This is a genomic window from Paraburkholderia sp. 32 (assembly GCF_050435345.1).
Classification (GTDB): domain Bacteria; phylum Pseudomonadota; class Gammaproteobacteria; order Burkholderiales; family Burkholderiaceae; genus Paraburkholderia; species Paraburkholderia tuberum.
The window spans coordinates 1030137-1053840 of record NZ_JBNDKD010000001.1; the positions used below are offsets into that span (position 1 = coordinate 1030137).

The window sequence follows — 23704 nt, forward strand, 5'->3', positions numbered from 1 at the left end:
TGTGGTGTCTCCTGGTGTTCAGGTTGCGGCGCAACGCTGCGTTTTTTAGCGCTCGTCTCGCGTTGTCGCCGTGCTCGGACTGCTTCTACGGAATCAGTCGAACATGTCCGGCTGCGTGGCGACGAGGTCGTCCCAGATCGCCTGAAAGTGCAGCCAGCCGATGTAGTCGCTGCCGACGTGCTCGCGGCTGTAGCGCGCGCGCTCGGGGGTGACGAGCTTGGGTGCGATGCCGGTCGACTCGACCAGCAGTTGCTGCTGGCAGCACCGTTCGAGCGCGATGAACCAGAACGCCGCCGATTCGATGCTGTGCCGGCTTGCCGTCAGAAGCCCGTGATTCTGGTGGATCGCGGCCTTCACGTCCCTGAACGCGTTCGCGACCTTGTGACCCGCCTTCACCTCGACGGCTACTTGTCCTGCCTCGTCGCCGATCACGACGTGATCCTCGTAGAACGCCGCGGCGTCCTGCGTGATCGGCTCGAGTTGCCTGCCGAGCGACGCGAACGCGGTGCCGTAGACCGTATGCGCATGGCACATCGCGACGATGTCCTGGTGCATCTCGTGCACGGCCGCATGCAGCACGAAGCCAGCGCGGTTGATTGCATGGCGCCCCTCGACGACGTGCCCTTGATGGTCCGCGCAGATCAGGTTCGAGACCTTCACTTGCGAGAAGTGGATGGCCATCGGATTGGTCCAGTAAAGGCCGGGATTCTCGGGATCGCGCACGGTCAGATGTCCGGCGAAGCCGTAGTCGAACCCTTGCTGGGCGAACGCGCGACAGGCGCCGACCAGCCGTTCCTTCACATGCTGCCGCTGCGCGGCGGGATTCGAAAATGACGGAAGCTCCGGAAAGATGAGTCCTTCCTGTTCCGGCTGATAGATCGAAACCTTGCCGTCCTTGATCAGCGCCTGCGGCCGCGTTTCCATCACTGCTGCCATGGGTCGACTCCTTTTTGAAGTGAGGTTTGAACCGGTCGAAGCGGATTGCTTCGATGGGTCCTATGGTCGCGGTCGCTGCCGTCATTGACAAACGATGGCTGTTCATACAAAGATGAACCACATTCATGTTTCGGTGAAAGACATGAGACGAATTCCCAATTTCGTGCTGCTGCGCGCCTTCGAAGCGGCCGCGCGGCTGGAGAGCTTCACGCTGGCGGCCGAGGAACTGCATCTGACGCAGTCCGCGATCAGTCATCAGGTCAAGGAGCTCGAAGAATATTTCGGCCGGCCGCTGTTTCATCGGCGCAATCGGCGGGTGGAAGCGACATCGGAAGGACGGCGCCTTTATGAGAGCCTCGGACGCGTTTTCGATGTGATCGAGGCTGCATGCAGCGAGGTCGCGCTCGCGCCCGATGCGCAAGTGCTCGCGGTGCACAGCGCGCCGAGCTTCGCCGCCAAGTGGCTCGGTCCGCGCCTGCCTGAATTCACGCAGGCGCATCCGGGCGTGACGATCCGTCTGTCGTCCGGTCCCGAGCCGATCGACCTCACCCGGGTGCATGAAGTCGATGTCGCCATCTCATACGCGGTCGCACACGAGCGCGCGGGCATCGTGACACGCGCGCTCGGCGCAGAACGCATCGTGCCGATGTGTTCGCCTGCGCTCGTGCGAAGCGGCGTTGCCATCGAGAAGCAGATCGGGGAAATGACGCTGATCGATTCCCAGCTCAGCCGCGTGACGTGGTCCGACTGGTTCGCGCTCAACGGACTCCCGTTCCCGTCGCGGGCGCGGCCCTCGTTCGATCGCGGGGCGCTCGCGATCTCCGCCGCTGTCGATGGCATGGGCGTCGCGCTCGAAACCACGCGTCTCGCTGAGCGTGAGTTGTCGCGCGGCGAACTGGTTGAGCTGGGCGCGGATGTCTTCGAGCCGGTCTCCCGCGAGACGCATTTTCTGTCGTATCGCGTGAACGAGCGCAACACGGAGAAGGTGAAGTGCTTCTGCGACTGGTTGTGCGAGGAGGTGGGACTCGATGCTGTGGGCATCGGTTAATGCTGAGATCGAGTCTCCTTCTCCGGCTTCTTTAGAGAGGTCCGCGATCGCATATTCGATGAACATACGCGCGGCGATCCTCGTAGCCCGCCGCAGTGGAAGACTGCGTGGATTCTAAATGGGCTAGCCGCCCGGCCGCCCAAAGCTGATTGCGTGTACGTCTCCTCCGCATTGGCGGATTCAACCGGTCGATGCAACACAATGAACGTCGCATGAGCGGCGGGAGTGTTGCAAATGAAACAGAGGCGCCGGTCGCATACGCGAAAAGCAGACGTTCACAGCGCGGAGTCGGCAGCTATCTCAGCGCGCTGGCAGCGTGAATCCGGGGGGCGCCCATTTCCTGGGCCTTGTTCTCCAGCAATCAACGTTCGTGAGCAGCAAAGGTGCGATGACAATAATAGGTAAGCTCGTATCCCTGGTAAGCCGTCGGACCTTGCGGGCTGAAGGTCATGTCTTCGCCATAACGCCCGAGCGCATCGGGATTGCGGAAGGGATACACGCTGCGCTTGCGATGGCGCCGATGCTCTGTGCCGCGGCGATTCTCGGTCGTTCGGATATCGCTTTCGGAGCCGTCGCGGCGTTCTGGAACTGTCTCTGCGATCCGCAAGGGTCCAGGTCACAGCGCCTGAAGGCGATGGCCATCTTCACGGCCATGGGCGTTGTCGTCATGCCGCTGGCGTCCTATGCCGCGCATTGGGGCTATGCCGTCAGCATTGTCACCCTGTTTGTCCTGGTCTTCCTTTGTGGACTGGCACGGTCCTACAAGCCCTCGCTCGGGCCTATGCCGGCGCAGGCGGGGTTGGTTGCCTCGCTTGCGGTCGTGATCGGAATTGCGTCGCCCGAGCCGCTTGCCGTTGCACTCGCTCATGGTGGCTATTTTCTGCTCGGGTCAGCCTGGACCATGCTGTTTTGCATCTTCCTCTGGCCCGTCCCGTTCCCACAGTCCGCGGGCTTCACGCTCGCGACGATCTTCGGCAGGCTCGAGGACATGGCCGGTTTTTTGGAGTCGCTGGATTCGCGGCCTGGAATGGATGTGCAGGGCTGGACCGAGTTCGATACCGTTTATCGCCGCGGGGTGCGCATGTCGATCGAGCGCGGCAGGGCATTGGCGGCGCATGATGTTCGCAACGGCCCTGATCTCGGGCCGGGCGTCGATGCCGCGGGCAGGGTGTTTTCCACGCTGATCGCAATCGGTCATGCCCGACGCAACGCAGCGATTGCCGACGACGATGGATCGCGGCAATTGCTCCAGGGCCTGCGACAGTTGCTGCAAAGCGTGGCCGCGCAGGCACAGCAAGAACTGCCCATTGCCGATACGCTGGTAGCGCAAGCACACGCATTGTTGCGGCAGACGGCTGAACGGACGGACCAAACGGCAAGCGCCGTTGCCTTTGCGGCAAGGGCCATCGCTCGGCTCGCGGACGGGCGACATGCGCTCGCAATGGACCCCGAGACGCCCGCGCCTGCCGCCGCTCGCGCGGTCAAGATTGAAAGGCTGGTCTGGGACCATGCGCTGAGGGTGGCTGTCGCATCGGTGGTCGCTTTCATGATCGGCACATCGCTGAGTGTCACGTTTGCATACTGGGGCGTGATCGCTGCAATCGTCGTGACCCAACCGGTTTCCGCCAATACATGGTTGCGCGTGCTGGAGCGTGCATGCGGCAGCCTCATCGGCGCAACGATCGCCGCTGTTCTTCTGACGAGTCTGTCCGGTCCGGTTGCGGTGACATTGGCGATCTTGCCGCTTGCCGCGGTGACCGTCGCATTGAGGTTGGTCAACTACGGTCTGTTCGTTGTCTTCCTGACGCCGATGTTCATGCTGATGTCGGATTTCATCCATCCGGCGGAGGGATTGATTGTCGCTCGTCTTACCAATGAATTCGTCGGTGCCTGCGTAGGCGTGGCGGCGAGCTTTCTTCTCTGGCCGCCGAAGGAGAGTAACGCGCTGAATGCAGTGATCTCAGCCGCGATTTCGGCCAACATGGCATTCGCGTCCGCCGCGCTTCGGATGGCTGGAGGATCGACCGCCGCCCTCGATCGCCTCCAACGCGAAGCCGGTCTGGCCAGCTCACGGCTTGAAGTTGCGAGAGAACGTATGCTCCTGGAGGGCCAGCGGCGATCTGCGCGGCTCGAACAACTGCGGAACCTGACCGTCGCGGTGCGGGTGGTTTGCGGCGCCGCCGCGGTGATCGAAGTCCTTCGGAGCGGGGAACCGGAAGCACATGACCGGGAAAGGGCCAATCGCTACGATGAGATGACCGCCACACTGCTGGAAGCCCTGACGTCGAGGGAAGCGATGCCACTGAATCAGTCTTTTGAAACGCCGGCAGATGACCTCGAACAGGCGATCCAGCATCTCGTGACCGCATTTGATAGCTACGTGGGAACCGTATAAGAACGCCAGCGAGCCCCTGTTTGACCGCGGCCTTGCGTCGGAGAAATTCCGCGTTTTCATGACCGTATTCTTTCAGGCGAAATGACGGCAAGTCCGCGCTCGTTAGCATAGTCGCTAGAGCAGATGCTCACAGTTCCACGTGACAATTGACGACCGTGCACTGCAATTGAAAACGATCTATACACCAGCGTCGAACGGCCGGTCTTGGCCGGAGCCCCTTACCGCGCGAGCGGTTTCGTTCGTTTTGGCCCCGACATAAGCCGCAAAAAGCGTCACACTGACCACGAGCCCTGCGATGAGCAACAAAGAAACAGGCCGGTATGCGGCAGCGCACTCCATTGCGGAACGGTCGCTACGACAGAAAATATCGCGAAGCCCCCCGCGAGAGCCGTCGGCCATCCCAAGATCGCCAGCCTGCAATAGGCAATGCAAAAGGCCGCCTGCGCAGCAAAGGCGGGTCCATGCTCCAGTGCGGGAAACACTGAGATCGGCCCCGACGTGAGCGGCATTCCCACCAGCAAACCGCCGATCGCATCACCCCAGCGACGACCGGCAAGGCTTGCAGTCAATAGCAACAGCGGCGTAACGAGGAGCTTGAAAACAAGAACGATGACCACAGACTGGACTCCAGCAATGTCGGCTTTGAAGGACGTGCGAAGTGCCTCTGTTTTGCGTCAGATGAATGGCGCGATGTTCGCCATCGCCCGCGTCACGTAGATCTCCCTCTCGCCTACTGGGGCGACATGCTGCATCGCGGCGCGCGCAGCCTCGACGCCCTCCAGACGCGCGATCACCCACACGGCCAGATACTGCGAAGCCAGGCACCCGCCTGCCGTCGCGACATTCCCCTTCGCCACGAACGGCTGATTGAGCACCGGCACGCCCGCCTCTTCGACCCACGGTTTGGTAGTCAGATCCGTGCAGGCCGGAACGCCATCCAGCAGGCCCAGTTTCGCGAGTATCAGCGTGCCCGAACATTGCGCGCCCAGCAGTTGGCGAGTCGGATCGAGCCGCAACTGCGACATCAGCGCGGCATCGGCGGCCACTCCACGTGTCGGTATTCCACTGCCGACCAGCACCGCGTCGGCCTCGCAAGCGTCCTTCAGCGACGCTTGCGCCTCCAGGACCACTCCGTTCATCGAACGGATCTTCGCCGCTGGGCTGGCAATCGATACCTGCCAGCCCGGCTTTCTGACCCGGTTAAGGATATTCAGCGCGATTAGCGAGTCCAGTTCGTTGAAGCCTTCAAAGGTCAGAATGGTGATGTGCATGACGTCCTCGGGCAGATGGAGAGGTTGTGCAAGATCATGGTAGGGCCGATAATCAATACAATCAAATTATTGTCATGGATACATTGAGCCATGCCTGGGGCCCGTTACAAGCAATTGGTTGACCGCTTTGCGGCTGACATCCGCGACGGCCGCCTTCCCCCCGGGACGCGTCTGCCCACGCACCGCGAGCTGGCTGCTCGCGAGGGCCTGGCGCTGGTCACCGCGACGCGTGTCTATGCCGAGCTTCATACGATGGGTCTGGTGAGCGGCGAAGCTGGCCGTGGCACCTTCGTCAAGGAACCACTCCCTCGCGGGCAAGGCGTTGACTTGCACGCCTGGAGCGCCATTACGATCGACCTGAGCTTCAACTATCCCTCTGCACCGGGTCAGACAGACCTTCTTCGGGCAGCGCTGCGCCAGCTCGCGGCGGCCGGCGACCTCGAGTCGCTGCTTCGATACCAGCCGCACGGTGGCCGCGAGCACGAGCGCGCTACTGCGGCACGCCACCTGGCGAACCGAGGTCTGGCAGCAACAGCCGGAACGACGTTGCTCGTGAGCGGCGCGCAACACGGACTGACGACGGCCGCTATGGCGCTGCTCGAACCCGGCGACGTGGTTGCCGTGGACGCGCTGACTTACCCGGGATTCAAGCTGGCCGCCGAGGCCGTTCGACTGGAACTCGTGCCGATCCCAGCCGCGGGGCGCGGCCCCGATCTGGACGCGTTGACGGCCCTATGCAAGCGACGACGCGTACGCGCCGTCTACGCAATGCCGACGCTGCACAACCCTCTTGGCTGGGTAATGAGCGCGCGGCGGCGCCGCGAGCTTGTCGGTATCGCTCGACAGCATGGACTGATCCTCATCGAGGACGGGGCCTACGCATACCTCGCAGAAGATGCTCCGCCGCCGTTGGCATCGATTGCTCCGGAGACGACGATCTATGTCTCGAGCTTGTCGAAGAGTGTCGCGACAGGTCTGCGCGTCGGTTTCGTCTGCGCACCACGCGAATGGATTCCCAGGCTTGAACGGGTAATCCGGGCCACGACGTGGAACACTCCCGCAACCATGACGGCAATCGCCTGCAACTGGATAAACGACGGCACGGTGGCCCGGCTCGAAGACGAGAAGCGGCGGGATGCGAAGACGCGCCAAATCCTTGCCGCCGAAGCGCTCGGCAAGCTTAAGACGATGAGCCATCCAGCGTCGTACTTCATCTGGATCCCCCTGACGCAGGAAGTCCGCGCCGACGCGATTGCGATGGCGCTGATGCGTGAGCGCATTTCAGTGTCGACGGCCCTGCCGTTCGCGACATCGACGCATGTACCTCACGCCATCCGCCTCGCGATTGGGTCCGTCGATCTGGCCACGCTGCGCCGGTCGCTGGAAACAGTGGCCCGGGTTATTACCGAACAGACCTACTGACCGGCAAGCGCGAGGGCGCGGTCTGTCCACCAGGATTGTCCGGCCAGGACCTGTCGTCTCACTACGACGTACTTTCTGTTGCGATGCAATCGTAGAACACGCCGCGACATGCCCTTTCCCGACGACATCGCACGAAACGACCCTCGACATGGAATGCGTCGCTTTCGAGTTGCCAGCACAAGCATAAGACCGCTTCGTTCCTGCACAAACCGGTGCAAAACGGAAGGGAGAAATGTGCTGACTGGTGCGCAGCGCCCGCGCACGTCCGCAGCCACCCTGGATGGATAGCATCGCGTTGTAAAGCGTCGAGGTCCCATCCCCGGACTGCGACGTGTGTGGTAGTGCCCGCACCTTCGTGTGCGGATTTTTTTTGCCTTTTGGAGGTAGGGAAATGAGGCCTGGTGCAAATGTCTCCTATGTGCGTGAGTACCTCGGATGGACGCGAACCGAGTTCACGTATCGTTTCGCGCCCGCCACGTTCGACCATAACAACAGGAAGCGCTGCTACGACAATCTTCGTTCGCTCGAAGTGCGAAAGCAGCATTCGGCAGAATTGCTTGCGTGGATGGAACCCGTGCTGAGAATCAGCGCCGCCGTGTTGCAGACCGACGATCTGACCCAACTCACGCATGATGCGATGTCATCGTTGCGTGCCCGGTATGTCGGTCCGCCGATGGATGCGCTTACGGTGGTGGTGAACCGGTGCTGTGATGGTGTCGAGCCGACGCCTGATGAATACCGGGCCGCTATGGAACAGGCGGATAAAGCCGGCAACCGCGAAGAGGTGTTGCAGTTGCTGGAGAAAATCGCAACAGAACGGCGCAAGTGGCATCGTGGTGGATCGCCCCTGAGGCCCAATCGCTGGAATCAGGCGTAACGGCAAAAGGCCCGCGCAGTAGCGGGTCTCTTCGCAGAAAAAGTCGCATTGAAGCGGGACTTATTCGACGGGCATGTTAGCAATGTTTGCCGACGTTGATACACCGATGTCTACTACCATCACGACAGCCATGCCGGAAAACCGCGCTTAGGGACGTGCTCGCTTCACTTTCCGTCGCAGCAATTATTAGGACAACCGGGGGACAGTTCAATCTCCACACGTCGGACCTTTTCAGGCGGCTCGACGAAATGCTCAAGGGGCTTGTATATTCCAGCGCGGACGTCGTATGGAACTTGAGTAAGACCAAACTGCATCAGCATTGCCTTTGCTGTGTCCGCACGTTGCATTGCCAATTGCTTAGGCTCTTTTTCGCTTGCCTCAGCCACTCCACCAATGGACAGTACCTCTTGAATAGGATACTTAAGGCGCATGTCGATGGCCCAATTTGCCAATTTTAAAATTTGATCCGCCGATACCTGCGTCGAGTTTCTTTCAAAATACAAATCGATATTTTGACCCGGAAGGTTCTGAGATGTATTGCATGCTTGTGCGCTGATAGACAGCAGCCCAAATGCCAAGGCACCCAATTTAATATTCATATACGACGTATCCCGCCAGGCTATCTGCATTATTAATTGCTTGCTGCGGATTTTCTTGCCCCCAGGTTGCCAAGAATCTTGTGATCGTATATTTCCAATCTTTGCTCCCAAAAGTGTCCGTAAAGTGCGTGCACTCATGAATGATCGTTGACAGCTTCGAATCCCCTCCTGACGTGAAATCACGGGTTTCGCAAAAGACCTCGTGAATACTAATGGTATGCGTGGCTGTATCAGGGGCGCAAACGTGCGCAGCAGAACCACTGCTGACTGGATGGGGCAAACACCCAAGAACACGGTCAAGCTCAGGAGACTGCCGAACAAAATTCTTGGGTTGGAGACCACGCATAACTCTATTGACTGCGGTAAATCCTTGAATCAGAAGATCGCGCGTTGCATTGTCCTTCGTGCCAAACCAATTGGCGACGCGCGCTTGCTCTGAAGGACTCCATGTCTTCAATGCAGTTATTCGCTTGTCAACCAAAACAACCGCATCCTCGCGCAACTTCATGACCTTGGCGCGAAATTCGGCGTCCGTCATGTTTGGGCATATTGGTGTAGTGTCAATTGTCACATAAACCATTGAGCCCGGATTCGTGTTCGTCACTGCGCCAGAATGAACCTCGAACCATTCTTCATTTTCGTTCGCCTTGAAACCGTACTTATTGCGTTCACCAGATTCGTTCATTCCGGATTTCTCCTGTAATGTAAAGTATCAAGCTTGATACTGCATTCGTCTTGATGCGTTCGGTCTTCCCATGCGTCTCGATCCCTCACTACAGGAATCCCCATCAGACGCCCCCGCTGATTTCGAGTGTTAGCCGCCGCGCGTCTTTGGTGCTGATTCGCTGTGTGCGGCCTGCGGCGTCCGTGACGCCACTTGCTACTACGTTCAGGCCAACACGCGTTCGATAGCGCGCGTTCGCGAATGGTCGGCCTTTACGATCTCTCAGTACGAACTGTTCATCGAAACGATTCCGGGAGCGTTCCCGGCAATCGCACGCCCATGCGTAACCGAGGGCTTCAGCCATCTCGTAACCATTTGAATACGACTTCAGCCTATCGAACGGAAACCATTCGCCGGTTTCTGCGTTCAGCGCCATTGCGGACGGCATTGGCGGGAAGTTTGAGTAGATTGAATAGGTGATACGGCAAAGCTGGCATTCTTCCTTGCCCCCGGTTTCATCCTGTTTCTGTTGTTCCATCTGACCTCTGCTGATTTTCCAGAACACACCCGAGGAATTAACCATCCAAACCGCGACACGGTCAATGACTTTAATTCGAGATAAAACCGTTTTGACGGATATTCACAATTGCTCTGCCTATCTCATTTTCAGGTGCATTTTTTCAGTGTCACCGTCCAACAAAAAAGCGGCATTGAGCCGCTTTTTCCGTAAGTGATCGACGCCGGTTAGTGCTTTGTCCACGAAGCGTCCATAGCCGCCAGTTTCCCCTTCGCGCCGTGCGCAGCGTCAGCGAGAATCGCTGCGGCGTCCTGCGGTGTCAGTTGGCGGTTAGGAAGCCCCTTGGCGTCGAGCGCAAGCACCGTGAACAGTTCCTGATCGCAGCGATTGGCGGCGCGGTAGTCCTCGCCGAGCTGGATCATCACCTCCAGCAGGTTCCGGTGTTCGTGCCTTTCCTCGACAGTCACAGCAGGACTCCTGAGCATCGAGGTCGCAAGTGTAATCAGATGTCGGAGTTGCTGCCCCTGCCGGTCGCAAAGATGGAAGGCGGCCAGCGCGAGCCGTTCATACTGGAGAGCGTCTACAGGGGGACGGGAGGGAGATTGCTGCTTTCTGGTGGGTTTGGTCATGCGCGGTCCCTGTTATCGTGAAAGATCGCCCGGACACATAGGGAGGTCCCGCGCGCGCTGGAAACCGACGAGATCGCCGGCGTGGTTGCGGCCTACCGGCACGGCGCTGAAAACGCCAGAAAGGCAGGGTTCGACGGCGTGGAAGTCCACTGCGCCAACGGTTATCTGCTTGACCAGTTCCTGCAGGACTCCACCAATCAGCGCACTGACGCATATGGTGGATCGATCGAGAACCGTGCGAGACTGCTGCTCGAAGTCACGGACGCGTGCGTCGCCATATGGGGCGCCAACCGGGTCGGCGTGCATCTGTCTGCGCGCGGTGACGTGAAGTCGATGGGCGATTCGGACCCTGCGGCCACCTTCGGCTATGTCGCAGGCGAGCTCGGCAAACGCCGCATTGCCTTCATCTGCGCGCGTGAAGCGCTGGGAGACGACCGGCTCGGACCCGCACTGAAGGCAGCATTCGGTGGCAACTATATCGCCAACGAAAAGATGCCCAAGCACACCGCCGAACGTTTGCTTGCGGTCGGCGACGCCGACGCGGTTGCTTTCGGGCAGATGTTCATCGCCAACCCGGACCTGCCGCGCCGACTTAGATTGGACGCATCGCTCAATGAGCCGCGGCCCGAGATGTTCTATCACCCAGGAGCAGAAGGGTACACGGATTACCCGGCGCTTGCCTGACCGTACAAATAGCCACCCCCGGGCCTCGCACCGGCGAGCTTTCCTTGGGACGATCAGCCCAGACAACGGAGAAGCCCGCCAGGTCGGCGTACGCTTGCACCAGGAGATGCCGCCTCGGACCTCATCCGCATAGCCAGCCAGGTGCCCATGGGTCAACGCCGTTCTTACCGTATGTTTCACAACTCAAGGCGAACATGGAAGCAGCGATCGTCCCTATGCATGCACCGGCATCACAGACGAAAGCGAACGAATCGACAAGCCGTTTTTGGAGCAGGACCTCTGGTCCCCCAGCGGTCAGTCGATGGCTAGCGAACAAACTTCGCCGTCCATCGCACCGGGAGCGCGGCCCATCCCCAAAGAGTCCGGGTGGGCTGCATCAGCTTGCAGGCATGCCCGGAATGCTGACGCCGAACGACTGAAGCAATAGCACCGCATTCAGCGCGAGGATGACGACCGTCGCGGCAATCGCTGCAATGTCCGTTAGCCGTCTATTGACGAACTCGCCCATGATGTCTTTGCGGCGGGTGAAGAGCACCAGCGCCACCATCGGGATCGGCAACGCAAACGAAAGAACGACCTGACTGATCACCAGCGCCTGGGTGGCATTCACGCCGAGGCCGACCACCACGAACGCCGGCACCATGGTCACCAGACGTCGCACCCAGACGGGAATCCGGAAACCGACGAAGCCCTGCATGATCATCTGGCCAGCCATGGTGCCGACAACGGAGCTGGAGATACCCGAGCTGATGAGCGAAATCAGGAAAACCGCCGCCGCGCCCGCACCGAGCAACGGCGTGAGCGTATGGTAAGCAGTTTCGATTTCCGCGACGTCGCGGTGGCCGGCATGGAATGCCGCGCTGGCCATGATTACCATGGCCATGTTGATGAGACCTGCGAAGAAAAGCGCAACGATGACTTCCCGGTTCGAAAAACGCAGCAGTGCGCGATGCTCGCTCGCGTTGCTCGCCGGAGTCCGGCCCTGAGTCAGCCCGGAATGGAGATAGATCGCATGTGGCATCACGGTGGCGCCCACGATACCGACCGAAACGGTCAGCGCTTCCCGGTTCGGCATTGAGGGCAAGATCGAGTGCAATCCGGCCTGTCCCCATGCGACGGGCGCAATGAACAATTCGATCAGGTAACACAGACCGATCACAGCAACGAGCGCGCCGATGATGATCTCCATTGGCCGGTAGCCGCCTTTTTCAAACACGAGGATGCCGTATGTCACCACCGCGGTCACCGCCATGCCGGCCATCAACGGCATTTTGAACAGCAACGCGAGGCCGATTGCGCCACCGAGGAATTCGGCCAGGTCGGTTGCCATCGCAGCCACTTCGCTGACACACCACATGACGAAGACGGCCTTGCGCGGCAGTTGCTCGCGACACATTTCCGCCAGATTACGGCCCGTCACGATGCCGAGTTTGGCAGAGAGCGCCTGGAACAGCATGGCGATCAGGTTGGCCATCAGTACCACCCACAGCAGCGTGTACCCAAACTGGGAACCGGCCTGGATGTTGGTCGCGAAATTGCCTGGGTCCATGTAGGCGATCGAGGCAATCACCGCGGGTCCGGCGAACAGCAGCGCAGAGCGCAAGCCGCGTCGTTTGCCGGCCAGCACATCGCGAATCGCAACAGTCGTGCGATCTGTGAGCGTATTTTTGCCGGCAGTGCTGTTCATGGACACTTCCCGACTTCTCTGGACGAACGTGGCACTGCTATTACTCCAGGTTCTTTAGCGCGTGATGGCAATATACAACGGCCAAACTCCGCGGATGATCGGGGCGGGTGCTGCGCAAAGCGCGCCCGGGGCCGCGGGAAGCTCGGTCAAATACGGCGAAATCGCATGCGCATCGTCAGCTTCGCCCGAAATTTGTCAGGCTACTGACAGGAAGCGGTTGAGCATCGCTCCATATCAGCGCCATTCGCAATTCGTCCTTGCGTGACGGTGAATCCATCCAGCAGAATGAGTGGTTAATTCTCTCATGCATGCCCTCCATGAAGCTTTCACGTCGCGAAGTACTTGGCCGTAGTCTGGCCATTCCCCTGAGTCTCGGCCTGTCGCCTTTCCTCGCCCTTCGTTCAGGTATCGCCAGCGCGGCGCCCCCCAATCTCGCTATCGTAATGAATTCCGGCGAAGCCAGCGTTTCGGTCATCGACATGGCGTCGCACAAGATCGTCCGGACATTGCCGACGTTGCGCGAACCCAGTCACTGGGCGCTTTCGCGCGACAGAAGCAAGCTCTATATTGCCGACGCCAGCGGCAATGCACTGTTCATTGTCGACCCGCACACTGGTTTGGCGCTTGGCCATAAGGTGATCGCCGATCCGTACCAGCTTGGCTTCACGCCGGATTTCCGCTACCTCGTCGTCAATGCACTGCGGCTCAACTATGTCGATATCTACCGCCCCGACGACCTGACGCTCGTCAAGCGCTTCTCGCACGGCGGCATGCCGAGCCACCTCGACTTCTCGCCGGACTCGCGCTGGAGCTTCAATTCGATGCAGGAGTCCGGCACGCTCGTTTCATTCGACCTGACGAACCTGACGATCCGCTGGAAGTCGAACGTCGGATCGACCCCCGCCGGCGTGCTCTGGCACAACGGCAAGGTACTGGTCTGCGTGATGGGCAGCGACCATGTGGCGGAAGTCGATCCAGTGACGGGTAACGTGCTGCGGCGGGTGAAAACCGGCGTCGGCCCGCACAATGTCTTTCTTACGCCCGACGGCGCGACGCTCTACGTTAGCAACCGGATCGGCGGCTCGCTGGTGGCGCTCGATCCAACCACCCTCGAGCTTCGTCGTACCTATCCGTTCCACGCTGCGGGGCCAGATGATATTGCTGTTGGCCCCGACGGCAAGCTATGGGTGACGCTGCGTTTCCGGGAGCAGGTCGCCGTACTCGATCCAGCCAGCGGCAACTACGAGACCATCGATGTCGGACGCTCGCCGCACGGCATCTTCCTCACCACCGAAATGAGCCGCCCAGGTCTCGTTACCGCCGAAACGCTCTAACGCCCATCATGCTGATATTTCTCGACAGATTCTTCAATATGCTGGCCGGTGAAATCGACCAGTATCTCGTTCTGCCGTTGCTGTATCACTTCGGCTGGATGCAATGGGAAGAGCTTTCCTTCGACTGGGCGCTGATCTGCGTCTATGGCCTCTTCGCGGTTATCGTCACGTATGCGGTTTGCTGGCCGCTCGAAGCACTCTTTCCGATCGAACGCTGGGATGACCGCAAAGCCGTCGTAACCGACGCGTTCTATACGATCCTCAACCGCGTCGGGGTGTTGCCTGTCGTCAGTTTCCTGCTGTTCTACCAGGTGCAGGTGTGGGTGAACGGCTTCGTGGTCGATCACGGCTACATACCGCCAACGCTTGAGACGTTGATACCGCCGCTTCTCGGACATCCGGTCATTACCTTCATCGCGTACGCGCTGATTCTGGACTGTGCCGATTACTGGCGTCACCGCCTGTCGCACTCATACCGTAGCTGGTACGCACTGCATGCGTTGCATCATGCGCAGCGGCAGATGAGTTTCTGGTCGGACGACCGCAACCATCTGCTTGACGATCTGGTCGCCGCAATCTGGTTCGGCGTCGTCGGCCTCGCGATCGGTATTCCGCCGCTGCAGTTTCCACTGCTGTTCCTGTTCATGCGCTTCATCGAAAGCCTGAGCCACGCCAATATCAAGCTTTCGTTCGGCTGGCTCGGGGACCGGTTGATCGTCTCGCCACGCTTTCACCGGTTGCATCATGGCCTGCGCGCGGCCGGCCGCAATTCCTGTAACTACGGCGCCGTCTTCCCGATCTGGGACATCGTGTTTGGTACAGCGGACTTCTCCGCCGAGTACCCGCCTACAGGCGACCGGCGCGCACCGGAATCGATGGCCACGGGCGGCTACATCGCACAGCAACTAGGCGGCTTGCAGTTTTTCCTTGAACAGTGGCGGCAACCGGCAAAGGCTCGCCGCAGTTCCTCCTGAGAACATCCCTGCATTGCGCCAATGCCCAAACGGGCCGGTTCATGTGCGCCTGGATTTGGTCCGGACCGGCTGGTGCAAAGAACCTGTCAGTAGGCCGTAAGGCATCTGCTCTGTGCCTTTGAACCCGAGGTGCGATAATTGCAGTTGCCGGTTTCAGAATGCCCGGATACCGGCATCTACCCGCTCTATCCAGCTATCCTCAGTTCAAAGAGCTCGAAGTGGTAAAGACTGTCAAGCAAAGATCAGGGCAAGTAAACGTCGCGATACGGCCTGCGCTCCGGCAACATAGGGGGCTGTCTCTCCCCGACGCGACGCGCCCGTCAAGGCGTCCATGGAGTGAATGATGTTGCGCAGAACCAGTTCCTGGTCTGTGCGTTACACGCTCCGCGCGCGCGTTCGCACGCTCGCGCGTAAAGCGATCGGGCTGGCAATCTTTGTCAGCGGTTCCGCAGTGATTGTCGTGTATCTGCTACGACGCGTCTCCGATGGCTAAACGTCAAAGACAGGCGTGGCGCATTTGATTTCCAGGCAGTCCCGCGATGCAAACGTCGGGCGTCTGGAGCTACAGAGCAGCGCCCTCGCGGCTGGCAGCCCGACGCTTCGACTTCCTTTCCCTGGTGTTCAGGCGCGATCGCCGGAGGCACAAGGCAGCCGTAGAACTCCACAGCACGAAAAACGCATCCATACATGGCCGGAGACCGTCCTCTAATTAAACTGGTCATCAATCTCTACCGCGTGATTCGTATGAAGGTCAAATTGGAAAGGCAATGACGAAGACGATACGCTGCCAGTGGGACAGTGGAGAGTTCGCGCTGGACGTGGATGAGGCCGGTAGCGGCGCTTCGGTCGTCCTCCTGCCGGCCCTGAGTACGATTTCCACGCGCCTGGAGATGCGGCCGCTGCTCGACTTGCTCGCGCCTCAGTTTCACGTGACGACGGTTGATTGGCCGGGGTTCGGCGATCAGGCGCGGCCAAAGGAAGAATGGTCGCCGGAGCTTCTCTCGGAGTTTCTTAACTGGTTTTTAAGCGACATCGTGGCACCACCGCACGCCATTGTGGCGGCCGGACATGCAGCCACCTATGCGCTTTACCAGGCCGTCTTGCGCTCAGATACGGTTGATCGCCTGGTCCTCATCGCACCGACGTGGCGCGGCCCGTTGCCGACGATGATGGGTGGCCAGCGGGCCTGGTTCTCCCGTGTGCGCTCTGCCATTGATCACCCCCTCGCTGGCCCGCTTCTCTACCGGCTCAACGTCAGCCGCCATGTCATCACCATGATGGCGAGAGAACACGTTTACAGCGATCCTGACTGGCTTGGCGGCGATCGTCTCGCGGCCAAACTCGCCGTCACCCGTGCACCCGGAGCCCGGCACAGTTCGGTACGCTTTGTGACCGGTGCGCTAGACCGGGTCGCCAACCGTGCGGCATTCCTTGATCTTGCGCGCCGAGCCAACATTCCGATCCTCGTGATCTACGGCGATCAGACGCCGCCGAAATCGCGTGTCGAAATGGAGGCGTTAGGACAATTGCCAAATGTTCAGGTCGAATGGGTCATGAAGGGCAAGCTCGCGATTCACGAAGAGTTTCCAGAAATCGTCTCCATTGCCATCAGGCGGTTTTTGACGAAGGAATCGCCGCTTTAGACGATCAACGACAGACGGGCATAGCCGGACGCTCCGCATTACAGACAGCGGGTTATCCGGGCGTCGCATAGCCACGCCAATATGGCCGGATTACGAATCGATGTGCACCGACACGCCGGTCGACGAGTAGACCGGCGTCGCCTTGTGGCCGTCGACCGTGATCGTCGTGAACTGCTTCGTCGCCCCGTTGCCATCGATCAGATCGATGGTGTCGCCGACCTTGGGCGCATAGCCGCTCACGAACTTCACGTGTAGCGTGCCGCCGGCGATGGTCAGCTGATTACCAACGTGCAGTTGGCCGGCGCCTTTACCGTCAATGTCGAGTTCGAGTGTCGTGCCGGCGAGCTGCGTGTACTTGCCGACGATGGACACGGGCGACGCCGCCGCGATGGTGATGCCACCCGCACCCACATACACGTCGCCCGTGCCGAACGCATTCGGAGAATCGGCCTCGAGCACGCCGCCGCTTACCTGGGAGCCGCCCGACCAGGTGTTGTTGCCGCCGAGCTTCAAGGTTCCGCTACCCTGCAGCGTCAACTTCCCTGCGCCGGCAATGTCGTTGCGCCACAAATCCGACGCGTTGAATCCGCCCTGGGACGCATCCATCGAAACGATGACGCTGCCATGGAACGCACCATATCCGTCCCCGGCTGCAAACATGTTGAGGCGGCCCCACCCTTCCGCATCGTCCATGACCGGATAGCCGGAAGGAAGCTCGGTCGTTTTGAGCACCACGCGGCGCTGCTCAGCGCTCAGATACGGAAAGCGCGTCTCCAGTAACACCTCCGCACCCTTCGGCACAACGGGAGGCGCATTGGTCGATTCGATCGGAGCAAAGCCGAACGTCATACGGCGAGTGAAGTCCGCTTTGTTCGTCGCGTAGTCGGCGAAGCGGTCCGTCGCTGCCGTGCCGGAGTGGGCGAAAACGGCGAAGCTCGTCGAATTGGTATTCGTCGACTGCATCAGGGCCGCGTGCGCCTGGCTAAATGCGGCGCTCTTCAAGGTGGCGTTGCTCGGATCGGAAAGATTCGCAGCAGTCGCCGCAAGTGCAAACATTCGACCAGCAATGACGTCGAGCGGCGAGTGCATACCGGCGAAAATGCGGTTTTCGCCAAGTTCGAGGCCGCGGCTCGCCATCTCCTGGAACCGCTCCGGCAGCACGTAGGCCATCGTCATCGCGTCGCGCATGGCCTCCGCCTCGTGACCGCTGATAAATCCGCCATCGGTCGAAGGCGTGGTGCTCTCGGCAGGCACCAGAGTCGGATCTACCACGACACTCGTGCTCCAGCGGTATGGCCGGGCGTATTTGTAGAAGCGCTTGGCCGGCTCGGTGGACGCGTTGTTGCCCATGATGTTGAGCAGGTCGACAACCTGGCCGAAACTGGTGTTGCCGCCACTGCTGCCGACGCCGATGTTGTTGCCGTTGTCGTTGTACAGAACGGTCGTCGCATCCGCCGGAATCGACGTGATGGTCGTTACCTGCTGCGCCGCCGCGCGCCACGCATTGGTGAGCGGTCCCATGCCATCCGTCACGCTATAACCTTTGCCGCGCCGGTCGTCGTAGTAGGCTGCGTCGGCCTGTGCCTGAGTCCGGTTGGTCGTCTCGATGACCACGAATTGAATGTTTGCGGCATGGACGGCATTGTTCACGACAGCCCCACCCGGCGTACCGTCATTGGGTAGTCCTGTCCACGTGGACTGCACGACAGCCGGAAAGGAACCATTGGCGGGCGCGGAGACGCCCGCATCGACGATCTCGGTCAACGGTTGCCAGATGTCGAGGAATCGCGAGACGACACGCACGCCCGCATTCGTGGCGAGCGTCGCATATCGCGCATCGCCGCGCTGGTTAGTCGCAATCGTGTCGACGAACGCGGGCACGTCGGAGATTGCGGCGTTGTCGACAAAACCGGGGTCGGCAGGGGGCGCCGGGATCGTGGCCGTCGCCGTCGTCGTCGAAGTGTTCGAGGCGCTCGGCGTAGAAGAATCATTGCTACCACCGCACGCGGCTAGTGCCGCCACGCTTGCGAGCACCGTGAGGCGCAGCGGGAGAGGGACGCGAAAATGAGGCATCACGAGACTTTCTTGTGGTTGTTGGTGGCGTCGGATTGTGCGGATGAATTATGACGGCATTGTTTCGACTGATTACGCGGTATCGGATATCGTGGCGCGATTCGCAGGTATCCCGGAAGACCTGGTGGTGGAAGCTGCACATGCTTCGCAGACGTGGGAACGCAGAACTCCTTAGTATTTGATTGCGGCTCATCCACATTCGCGAAGCATGCGAAAGGTTTCATTCCGCGAGGTATTGGTGCAATGTCGATTCGGAACGCCAACCACAGGGCGATCCTTTAACGGACAAGCGTTTCGCGTGAGCCTAAAACCACCCCTTTACCGTCGCCACTCGCCAGACGACAAACATGACGAGGCCCACCGACGCGGCGGTCAACAGAATGAAGTCAATCGAGCGCACTAGCTTTTTCATATCGACGTTGGATCGGACGCGCGACGTCCGCATGAGAACCGGAAGTTAGGCGTGTGGAAGTATCGAAACGCGATCGTATGGAATGTCGAACGCTCACCAGTACTTCAGTGATGCGAGAAAAGCGCGCTATCTGAGGGCGTTGTGAAGGAAAGGCGATGTCCGGATTGCGAATTCACTACCGGCCCTGAACCGTAGTCGTTATTCGCGTGTGTCTGCCGCGGGCTGCTCTCGTCCGGATAGTGCACTTTCGACTGATGGAGCGTGCCGTTCTGTTCGGCCTGTATGACGTTCGCTTCCACCTCGGAGCGAGTGAGGGGCTGCGCCGACGAGAGCGCTGGAATGGCGATTGTGGTTGCGAGGATCGCATGAGCGATAAGTACTTTCATAAGTTGGCTCCTTGGTGAATAGGCAAATTTCGATGGATCGAATGGACCACGCTAACTGCATTGAAAGCGAGTCGATCTTCACGCTGAGGTGGACCGCGAACAGATAGCGATCGACGGGGTGACCGGTATTCAGTGTGTGGATATGAAGGTACGCCCTGCAACCTTAAAAGCCGCTTATCCCGTCTCCGAAAAATGCGCGGCGTCCGCGAGCCATGTTCCGACCGTTTATCGATAAAGGCGATCTGGCAGTTCTTTGACGAACCGGGTTCGCCTGACTCGCCAGGCACTGTGGACTGACCCGCCGCAATCGCGAATATCCGCACTGCGCCGTCAAACCGGGCCATCATGGCGAGCATTCAGCAGATGTTTTTCGAGCGGAAGGAGGCTGCGTTTGTTGCAAGCGCTTCAGTACCGCACGCTCCGACGCGCCTCGCGCTTGCTCGCATGGCGTGGACGACCGAACGGTCTGATCAAATCAGGCTCGGTAAATCTGTGCGCTATCGAACACACGCCGGTGAGTCGAATGTCCATGATTTACCGGTAAACGTCATTCCCCTAAGCCGTTTCGAAGTGGCCAGCCGGACTGACTTCGATGGGTGTCAGCATGGCTTGTGCGTAACGCGCTATATTTGAAATCTCACTGCGATGCGGCAATGCTCGTATTCGCCCGACAGGCGGCGATCTCGAGCTTCTTCTGCACGGCGACGCCCTACTTGCCGCGCGTGTATGCGCCGCGAAAGCTTCGTCTATCGTTGTGAGCGTTGGTGATTTTCAATCCCCGAGATTAACCGGGCTCGTGTTGGACCGTTGCAGACAGGCCTGGCTCGGGTCTTCCGCTTAACCACGACTTCACAGGACGGCAATATGTCACTTCGTATCAATGACACCGCGCCCAACTTCACCGCGCGGACCACGCAGGGCACCATCGATTTCCACGACTGGATCGGCGACCAATGGGCGGTCCTGTTCTCTCATCCGAAAGACTTCACGCCGGTTTGCACGACTGAACTGGGCTACATGGCGAAGATCGAGCCGGAGTTCACCAGGCGCAACGCGAAGCTGATCGGGTTGTCGGTCGATCCGGTCGAAGACCACGAAAAATGGGCCGCGGACATCGAGGAAACGCAGGGCGCCGCCGTCAAATACCCGATGATCGGCGACACCGACCTCGCGATCGCCAAGCTGTACAACATGCTGCCGGCCGACGCGGGCGATACCAGCGAGGGCCGCACCGCCGCGACCAACGCGACCGTGCGCTCGGTTTTCATCATCGGTCCCGACAAGAAGATCAAGCTGACACTGACCTACCCGATGAGCACCGGCCGCAACTTCGACGAAATCCTGCGCGTGCTCGATTCGATCCAACTGACCGCCAAACACAAGGTCGCGACGCCGGTCAACTGGAAGCAGGGCGAAGACGTGATCATCACGTCCGCGGTCAGCAACGACGAGGCGCAGCAGATTTTCCCTGGTTTCAAGACTATCAAACCGTATCTGCGCACCACCAAACAACCGGGCTGACAGATGTGGCACGGCGGCCGCTTGCGGCCGCCTCGCCGACCTTCCTAAGGGATACAGATGATTTTTCGTCAGCTGTTCGATCCTGCTTCGTCGACCTACACGTACTTACTCGGCGACAGCGGCGAGGCGGTGCTCATCGACCCTGTCTACGAGCAGGTGCCACGCGATCAGGCGCTGCTGCGCGAGCTGGGCCTATGGTTGCTCACGACGCTCGATACCCACGTGCACGCTGATCACGTAACCGGCGCATGGCGCATGCGTTTGCGTTGCGGCAGCGAGATCGGGCTTGCCGGGGTCGTCGAGGCGAAAGGCGTCACGCGAGCGCTCGCGCATGGCGATCGGATCGACTTCGGCACGCGTCATCTGAGCGTGCGCGCGACGCCTGGCCATACGAACGGCTGCCTGACCTACGTGCTCGACGATCTGAGCATGGCCTTTACCGGAGACAGCCTGCTGATTCGCGGCTGTGGCCGCACCGATTTCCAGCAGGGCAGTCCGCAGCAGTTGTTCGCGTCCGTGCGCGAGCAGATCCTGTCACTGCCGGACGACTGCCTCCTCTATCCCGCGCACGATTATCGCGGCATCACGGTGACGAGCGTGACCGAGGAGCGGCGCTTCAATCCGCGTCTGGGCGGCGACGTCGACGTCGGTGATTTCGCCGGTTACATGAACAACCTGAATTTGCCGCATCCGAAGCAGATGGCGGTCGCGGTGCCCGCAAACATGCGTTGCGGGCAGCCAGAAGGCGGCGCCGAAGTTGCGACCGAAACGCCGGATTGGGCACCGTTGACGCTGCGCTTTAGCGGCGTGTGGGAAATCGAGCCGATGGCGCTGCTCGAGCATGGCGCCGCGTTTCAGATCGTCGATGTGCGCGAGGCGCCCGAGTTCATCGATCGTTTGGGTCATCTGCCGGGCGCGAAGCTGGTGCCGCTGTCGCAATTGACGGGGCGGCTCGATGAACTGGAGCGCGAGCGGCCGGTGGTCGCGGTGTGCCGGTCCGGCGTGCGCTCGGCGCAGGCAAGCGTGTTGCTGACGAAGGCGGGGTTCGGCAAGGTGGCGAATCTTGCCGGTGGGATGCTGCGGTGGAGGACGGAGGGGTTGCCGGTTGCGTCGGATAGTGTTTGAGGGGGAGTCGGCGCTTCGAAACCCCCACAAGCTCAGCCTTGGCCTTGGCGACAGCCTCGACCTTGCCCCAAAGCCGCGCCAGCCCTCGAATAGCAAGCGCTCCGTTGCGCCGGCCGCGTGATCAGCCAGATCCCCCCACATACGAGCACCAGCGCGACGAGATTCTTCAATTCCATGATGTTCTCGTTCGGACATATCGCGGATAGCAAAAGGTGAACGCAAATTCAAACAGACCGCCGCCAAAATTGACGACCATCACGCCGACGAATCCCAGCAGGCATCCAAGTGCCTTGCGTGGGGAGACCTTGTCGTTCTTGTAGATGAAATGGGCAAGCAGCGCACTGAAGAAGGTCGCTGTCGAATTCAGGATCGAACCGCGAACGCCGGTCGTGTAGGCGAGACCGCACGAACCGGTAGCCTGCGAAGATCAGCTTTGAAGGAATATCGTTTTGCGTGATTCCGAGCAACGCATAGCCAATTTTAATTGCCGGGTACGAACTGCCCCACAGCAGGCAGCATACGGTCGCCACAATGACGAGCACTTTCGGTTGGGTGAATGACCGCGCGGAATCGCACGATCCGGTCGTTGCTGAAGGTACGGACATGTTTCTGGTGATGTTGTCTTTGTGCACTGTGTGGGCAGGCCACAGCAGTGCTTTTTTTGTAATGTCTGGCAGATGCGGCTGCTTCGCGTCTTGCCACGCGTCGCACGGGCACGCCAAATACGGCCGCTGAGACCCATCGGCCATCGAACGAAATGCCACGGGCGACCGGACGTTACGCCGGCTGCTATGTCCGCATCACTGTGTCGGGCGATCTTCCGACCATGCGCTGGCGAGTGGTGCGCACCTTCACACCTGCGGCGAAGGCACCCGTGGGTCCAGTCATTGTGCGCCGACCGCGCGATGCTCGCTCGCGCGGCTTCACCCGGTGCGCCCGAGGAGGATGCCAGTGGTGATTTTCGTTTGGGTGGGTGGATCGTCCCTTACGCCGACGAAGCGGTCGGCGCAAGTGTGCATCATCTGCTCGCGCAGCCGTTCGAGTTGCTGCTAGGGCGTTGCACGTACGACATATTCGCGTCGTATTGGCCATATGTACCGGCCGATTCACGCAACCGCGACATGGCCGACCAGTTCAATCAGGTCCGCAAGCACGTGGCCACGCATCGATCCGATACGCTCGGTTGGCACAACAGTCATGCACTGAAGGGCGACCTTGCCGACGCGATACGCGCGCTGTAACTTCAGGACGGTGCCGATCTATTGACGTTCGGCAGCGGCGACATGGTGCGCCAACTGCTGGCGGCGGGCCTCGTGGATGAACTCCAACTCCTGATTTATCCCGTCATGCTCGGGCACGGCAAACGCCTGTTCGGCAACGATGCGCAAGCGTCCGCCTTCACGCTGGCACACGCGACGAGCACCCCCGGCGGCGTGCTGATCACGCGCTACACCCGCAACGGCGAAGTCCGAACCGGAACGTTCGAGTAAGCGCGAAGCTTCCGATC

The 23704-nt window shown here is 60.1% G+C and carries 20 protein-coding genes and 2 pseudogenes; 11 read left to right on the plus strand and 11 right to left on the minus strand.

Translation table 11 applies throughout. The annotated features are described in order from the left end of the window. Positions 1–93: 93 nt before the first annotated feature. Entirely contained in the window at positions 94–936 is an 843-nt protein-coding gene (locus OKW26_RS04890) for a class II aldolase/adducin family protein (RefSeq protein ID WP_090807829.1), read from the minus strand. 142 nt (positions 937–1078) lie between these two features. On the opposite strand from OKW26_RS04890, the gene OKW26_RS04895 reads away from it, so the two are divergent. Beyond that, a complete protein-coding gene (locus OKW26_RS04895) occupies positions 1079–1984 on the plus strand; it encodes a LysR substrate-binding domain-containing protein (RefSeq protein WP_260321020.1) in 906 nt (301 codons plus the stop codon). A 370-nt stretch (positions 1985–2354) separates the two neighbouring features. Beyond that, the gene (locus OKW26_RS04900; RefSeq protein WP_429352858.1) at positions 2355–4379 is read left to right on the plus strand and encodes an FUSC family protein; all 2025 of its coding nucleotides are present in this window, start codon (positions 2355–2357) and stop codon (positions 4377–4379) included. A 272-nt stretch (positions 4380–4651) separates the two neighbouring features. On the opposite strand, the gene OKW26_RS04905 is transcribed toward OKW26_RS04900, so the two are convergent. Both OKW26_RS04905 and OKW26_RS04910 read right to left on the minus strand, forming a co-directional pair. Continuing rightward, positions 4652–4996, minus strand: a complete 345-nt coding sequence (locus tag OKW26_RS04905) for a hypothetical protein (protein WP_429352859.1) — start codon at positions 4994–4996, stop codon at positions 4652–4654. A 57-nt stretch (positions 4997–5053) separates the two neighbouring features. Then, positions 5054–5650, minus strand: a complete 597-nt coding sequence (locus OKW26_RS04910) for a DJ-1/PfpI family protein (RefSeq protein WP_429352860.1) — start codon at positions 5648–5650, stop codon at positions 5054–5056. Positions 5651–5740: 90 nt separating this feature from the next. Between OKW26_RS04910 and OKW26_RS04915 the strand changes: the two genes are divergently transcribed. Together OKW26_RS04915 and OKW26_RS04920 are read left to right on the plus strand one after the other, a co-directional pair. Continuing rightward, a complete protein-coding gene (locus tag OKW26_RS04915) occupies positions 5741–7072 on the plus strand; it encodes a PLP-dependent aminotransferase family protein (RefSeq protein WP_429352861.1) in 1332 nt (443 codons plus the stop codon). Positions 7073–7463: 391 nt separating this feature from the next. After that, the gene (locus OKW26_RS04920; protein ID WP_429352862.1) at positions 7464–7949 is read left to right on the plus strand and encodes a hypothetical protein; all 486 of its coding nucleotides are present in this window, start codon (positions 7464–7466) and stop codon (positions 7947–7949) included. 164 nt (positions 7950–8113) lie between these two features. Here OKW26_RS04920 and OKW26_RS04925 read toward each other — a convergent pair whose 3' ends face one another. From OKW26_RS04925 to OKW26_RS04940, 4 genes are all read right to left on the minus strand, one after another. Then, the gene (locus OKW26_RS04925) at positions 8114–8548 is read right to left on the minus strand and encodes a hypothetical protein (protein ID WP_184030258.1); all 435 of its coding nucleotides are present in this window, start codon (positions 8546–8548) and stop codon (positions 8114–8116) included. Next, a complete protein-coding gene (locus OKW26_RS04930; protein ID WP_429352863.1) occupies positions 8538–9233 on the minus strand; it encodes a M35 family metallo-endopeptidase in 696 nt (231 codons plus the stop codon). Before OKW26_RS04930 ends, OKW26_RS04925 begins: the two co-directional genes overlap by 11 nt. Positions 9234–9336: 103 nt before the next feature. Beyond that, positions 9337–9750 carry a hypothetical protein gene (locus tag OKW26_RS04935; RefSeq protein WP_429352864.1) on the minus strand — a complete coding sequence of 138 codons (414 nt, stop codon included), beginning with the start codon at positions 9748–9750 and terminating at the stop codon, positions 9337–9339. Positions 9751–9956: 206 nt separating this feature from the next. Next, on the minus strand, positions 9957–10358 hold the full coding sequence (locus tag OKW26_RS04940; RefSeq protein WP_429352865.1) for a hypothetical protein: 402 nt from the start codon (positions 10356–10358) through the stop codon (positions 9957–9959). A 45-nt stretch (positions 10359–10403) separates the two neighbouring features. Here OKW26_RS04940 and OKW26_RS04945 point away from each other — a divergent pair. Further along, positions 10404–11042: pseudogene (locus OKW26_RS04945) on the plus strand (alkene reductase); the annotation flags it as partial. Between the two features lie 376 nt (positions 11043–11418). On the opposite strand, the gene OKW26_RS04950 reads toward OKW26_RS04945, so the two are convergent. Next, complete coding sequence (locus OKW26_RS04950; protein ID WP_429352866.1) at positions 11419–12729, minus strand: Nramp family divalent metal transporter; 1311 nt, start codon at positions 12727–12729, stop codon at positions 11419–11421. 317 nt (positions 12730–13046) lie between these two features. Here OKW26_RS04950 and OKW26_RS04955 point away from each other — a divergent pair, with 317 nt between their 5' ends. The 3 genes from OKW26_RS04955 (at position 13047) to OKW26_RS04965 (ending at position 16680) form a co-directional block, all read left to right on the plus strand. Continuing rightward, entirely contained in the window at positions 13047–14063 is a 1017-nt protein-coding gene (locus tag OKW26_RS04955) for a YncE family protein (RefSeq protein WP_429352867.1), read from the plus strand. An 8-nt stretch (positions 14064–14071) separates the two neighbouring features. Beyond that, a complete protein-coding gene (locus tag OKW26_RS04960; protein ID WP_184030237.1) occupies positions 14072–15037 on the plus strand; it encodes a sterol desaturase family protein in 966 nt (321 codons plus the stop codon). A gap of 767 nt (positions 15038–15804) precedes the next feature. Continuing rightward, the gene (locus OKW26_RS04965) at positions 15805–16680 is read left to right on the plus strand and encodes an alpha/beta fold hydrolase (protein ID WP_184057993.1); all 876 of its coding nucleotides are present in this window, start codon (positions 15805–15807) and stop codon (positions 16678–16680) included. Between the two features lie 90 nt (positions 16681–16770). Here the strand turns inward: OKW26_RS04965 and OKW26_RS04970 are convergent, their stop codons facing one another. Continuing rightward, on the minus strand, positions 16771–18753 hold the full coding sequence (locus OKW26_RS04970; RefSeq protein ID WP_429352868.1) for a phosphatase PAP2 family protein: 1983 nt from the start codon (positions 18751–18753) through the stop codon (positions 16771–16773). 516 nt (positions 18754–19269) lie between these two features. Then, entirely contained in the window at positions 19270–19551 is a 282-nt protein-coding gene (locus tag OKW26_RS04975) for a DUF4148 domain-containing protein (protein WP_429352869.1), read from the minus strand. Positions 19552–20415: 864 nt separating this feature from the next. Between OKW26_RS04975 and OKW26_RS04980 the strand changes: the two genes are divergently transcribed. Continuing rightward, complete coding sequence (locus tag OKW26_RS04980; RefSeq protein ID WP_184058000.1) at positions 20416–21072, plus strand: peroxiredoxin; 657 nt, start codon at positions 20416–20418, stop codon at positions 21070–21072. A gap of 57 nt (positions 21073–21129) precedes the next feature. Beyond that, a complete protein-coding gene (locus OKW26_RS04985) occupies positions 21130–22197 on the plus strand; it encodes a rhodanese-like domain-containing protein (RefSeq protein WP_184058002.1) in 1068 nt (355 codons plus the stop codon). Positions 22198–22363: 166 nt separating this feature from the next. Here OKW26_RS04985 and OKW26_RS04990 read toward each other — a convergent pair whose 3' ends face one another. Then, complete coding sequence (locus OKW26_RS04990; RefSeq protein WP_429354173.1) at positions 22364–22567, minus strand: hypothetical protein; 204 nt, start codon at positions 22565–22567, stop codon at positions 22364–22366. A 535-nt stretch (positions 22568–23102) separates the two neighbouring features. On the opposite strand from OKW26_RS04990, the pseudogene OKW26_RS04995 reads away from it, so the two are divergent. Continuing rightward, positions 23103–23687: pseudogene (locus OKW26_RS04995) on the plus strand (dihydrofolate reductase family protein). The last annotated feature ends 17 nt before the right edge of the window (positions 23688–23704 follow it).

Coding starts and splice junctions, on each gene's coding strand:
- OKW26_RS04940 (WP_429352865.1), bottom strand. CDS start 10,358: ATGACCAAACCCACCAGAAAGCAGCAATCTCCCTCCCGTCCCCCTGTA.
- OKW26_RS04980 (WP_184058000.1), top strand. CDS start 20,416: ATGTCACTTCGTATCAATGACACCGCGCCCAACTTCACCGCGCGGACC.
- OKW26_RS04890 (WP_090807829.1), bottom strand. CDS start 936: ATGGCAGCAGTGATGGAAACGCGGCCGCAGGCGCTGATCAAGGACGGC.
- OKW26_RS04925 (WP_184030258.1), bottom strand. CDS start 8,548: ATGAATATTAAATTGGGTGCCTTGGCATTTGGGCTGCTGTCTATCAGC.
- OKW26_RS04965 (WP_184057993.1), top strand. CDS start 15,805: ATGACGAAGACGATACGCTGCCAGTGGGACAGTGGAGAGTTCGCGCTG.
- OKW26_RS04920 (WP_429352862.1), top strand. CDS start 7,464: ATGAGGCCTGGTGCAAATGTCTCCTATGTGCGTGAGTACCTCGGATGG.
- OKW26_RS04955 (WP_429352867.1), top strand. CDS start 13,047: ATGAAGCTTTCACGTCGCGAAGTACTTGGCCGTAGTCTGGCCATTCCC.
- OKW26_RS04935 (WP_429352864.1), bottom strand. CDS start 9,750: ATGGAACAACAGAAACAGGATGAAACCGGGGGCAAGGAAGAATGCCAG.
- OKW26_RS04985 (WP_184058002.1), top strand. CDS start 21,130: ATGATTTTTCGTCAGCTGTTCGATCCTGCTTCGTCGACCTACACGTAC.
- OKW26_RS04970 (WP_429352868.1), bottom strand. CDS start 18,753: ATGCCTCATTTTCGCGTCCCTCTCCCGCTGCGCCTCACGGTGCTCGCA.
- OKW26_RS04915 (WP_429352861.1), top strand. CDS start 5,741: ATGCCTGGGGCCCGTTACAAGCAATTGGTTGACCGCTTTGCGGCTGAC.
- OKW26_RS04895 (WP_260321020.1), top strand. CDS start 1,079: ATGAGACGAATTCCCAATTTCGTGCTGCTGCGCGCCTTCGAAGCGGCC.
- OKW26_RS04930 (WP_429352863.1), bottom strand. CDS start 9,233: ATGAACGAATCTGGTGAACGCAATAAGTACGGTTTCAAGGCGAACGAA.
- OKW26_RS04960 (WP_184030237.1), top strand. CDS start 14,072: ATGCTGATATTTCTCGACAGATTCTTCAATATGCTGGCCGGTGAAATC.
- OKW26_RS04950 (WP_429352866.1), bottom strand. CDS start 12,729: ATGAACAGCACTGCCGGCAAAAATACGCTCACAGATCGCACGACTGTT.
- OKW26_RS04975 (WP_429352869.1), bottom strand. CDS start 19,551: ATGAAAGTACTTATCGCTCATGCGATCCTCGCAACCACAATCGCCATT.
- OKW26_RS04910 (WP_429352860.1), bottom strand. CDS start 5,650: ATGCACATCACCATTCTGACCTTTGAAGGCTTCAACGAACTGGACTCG.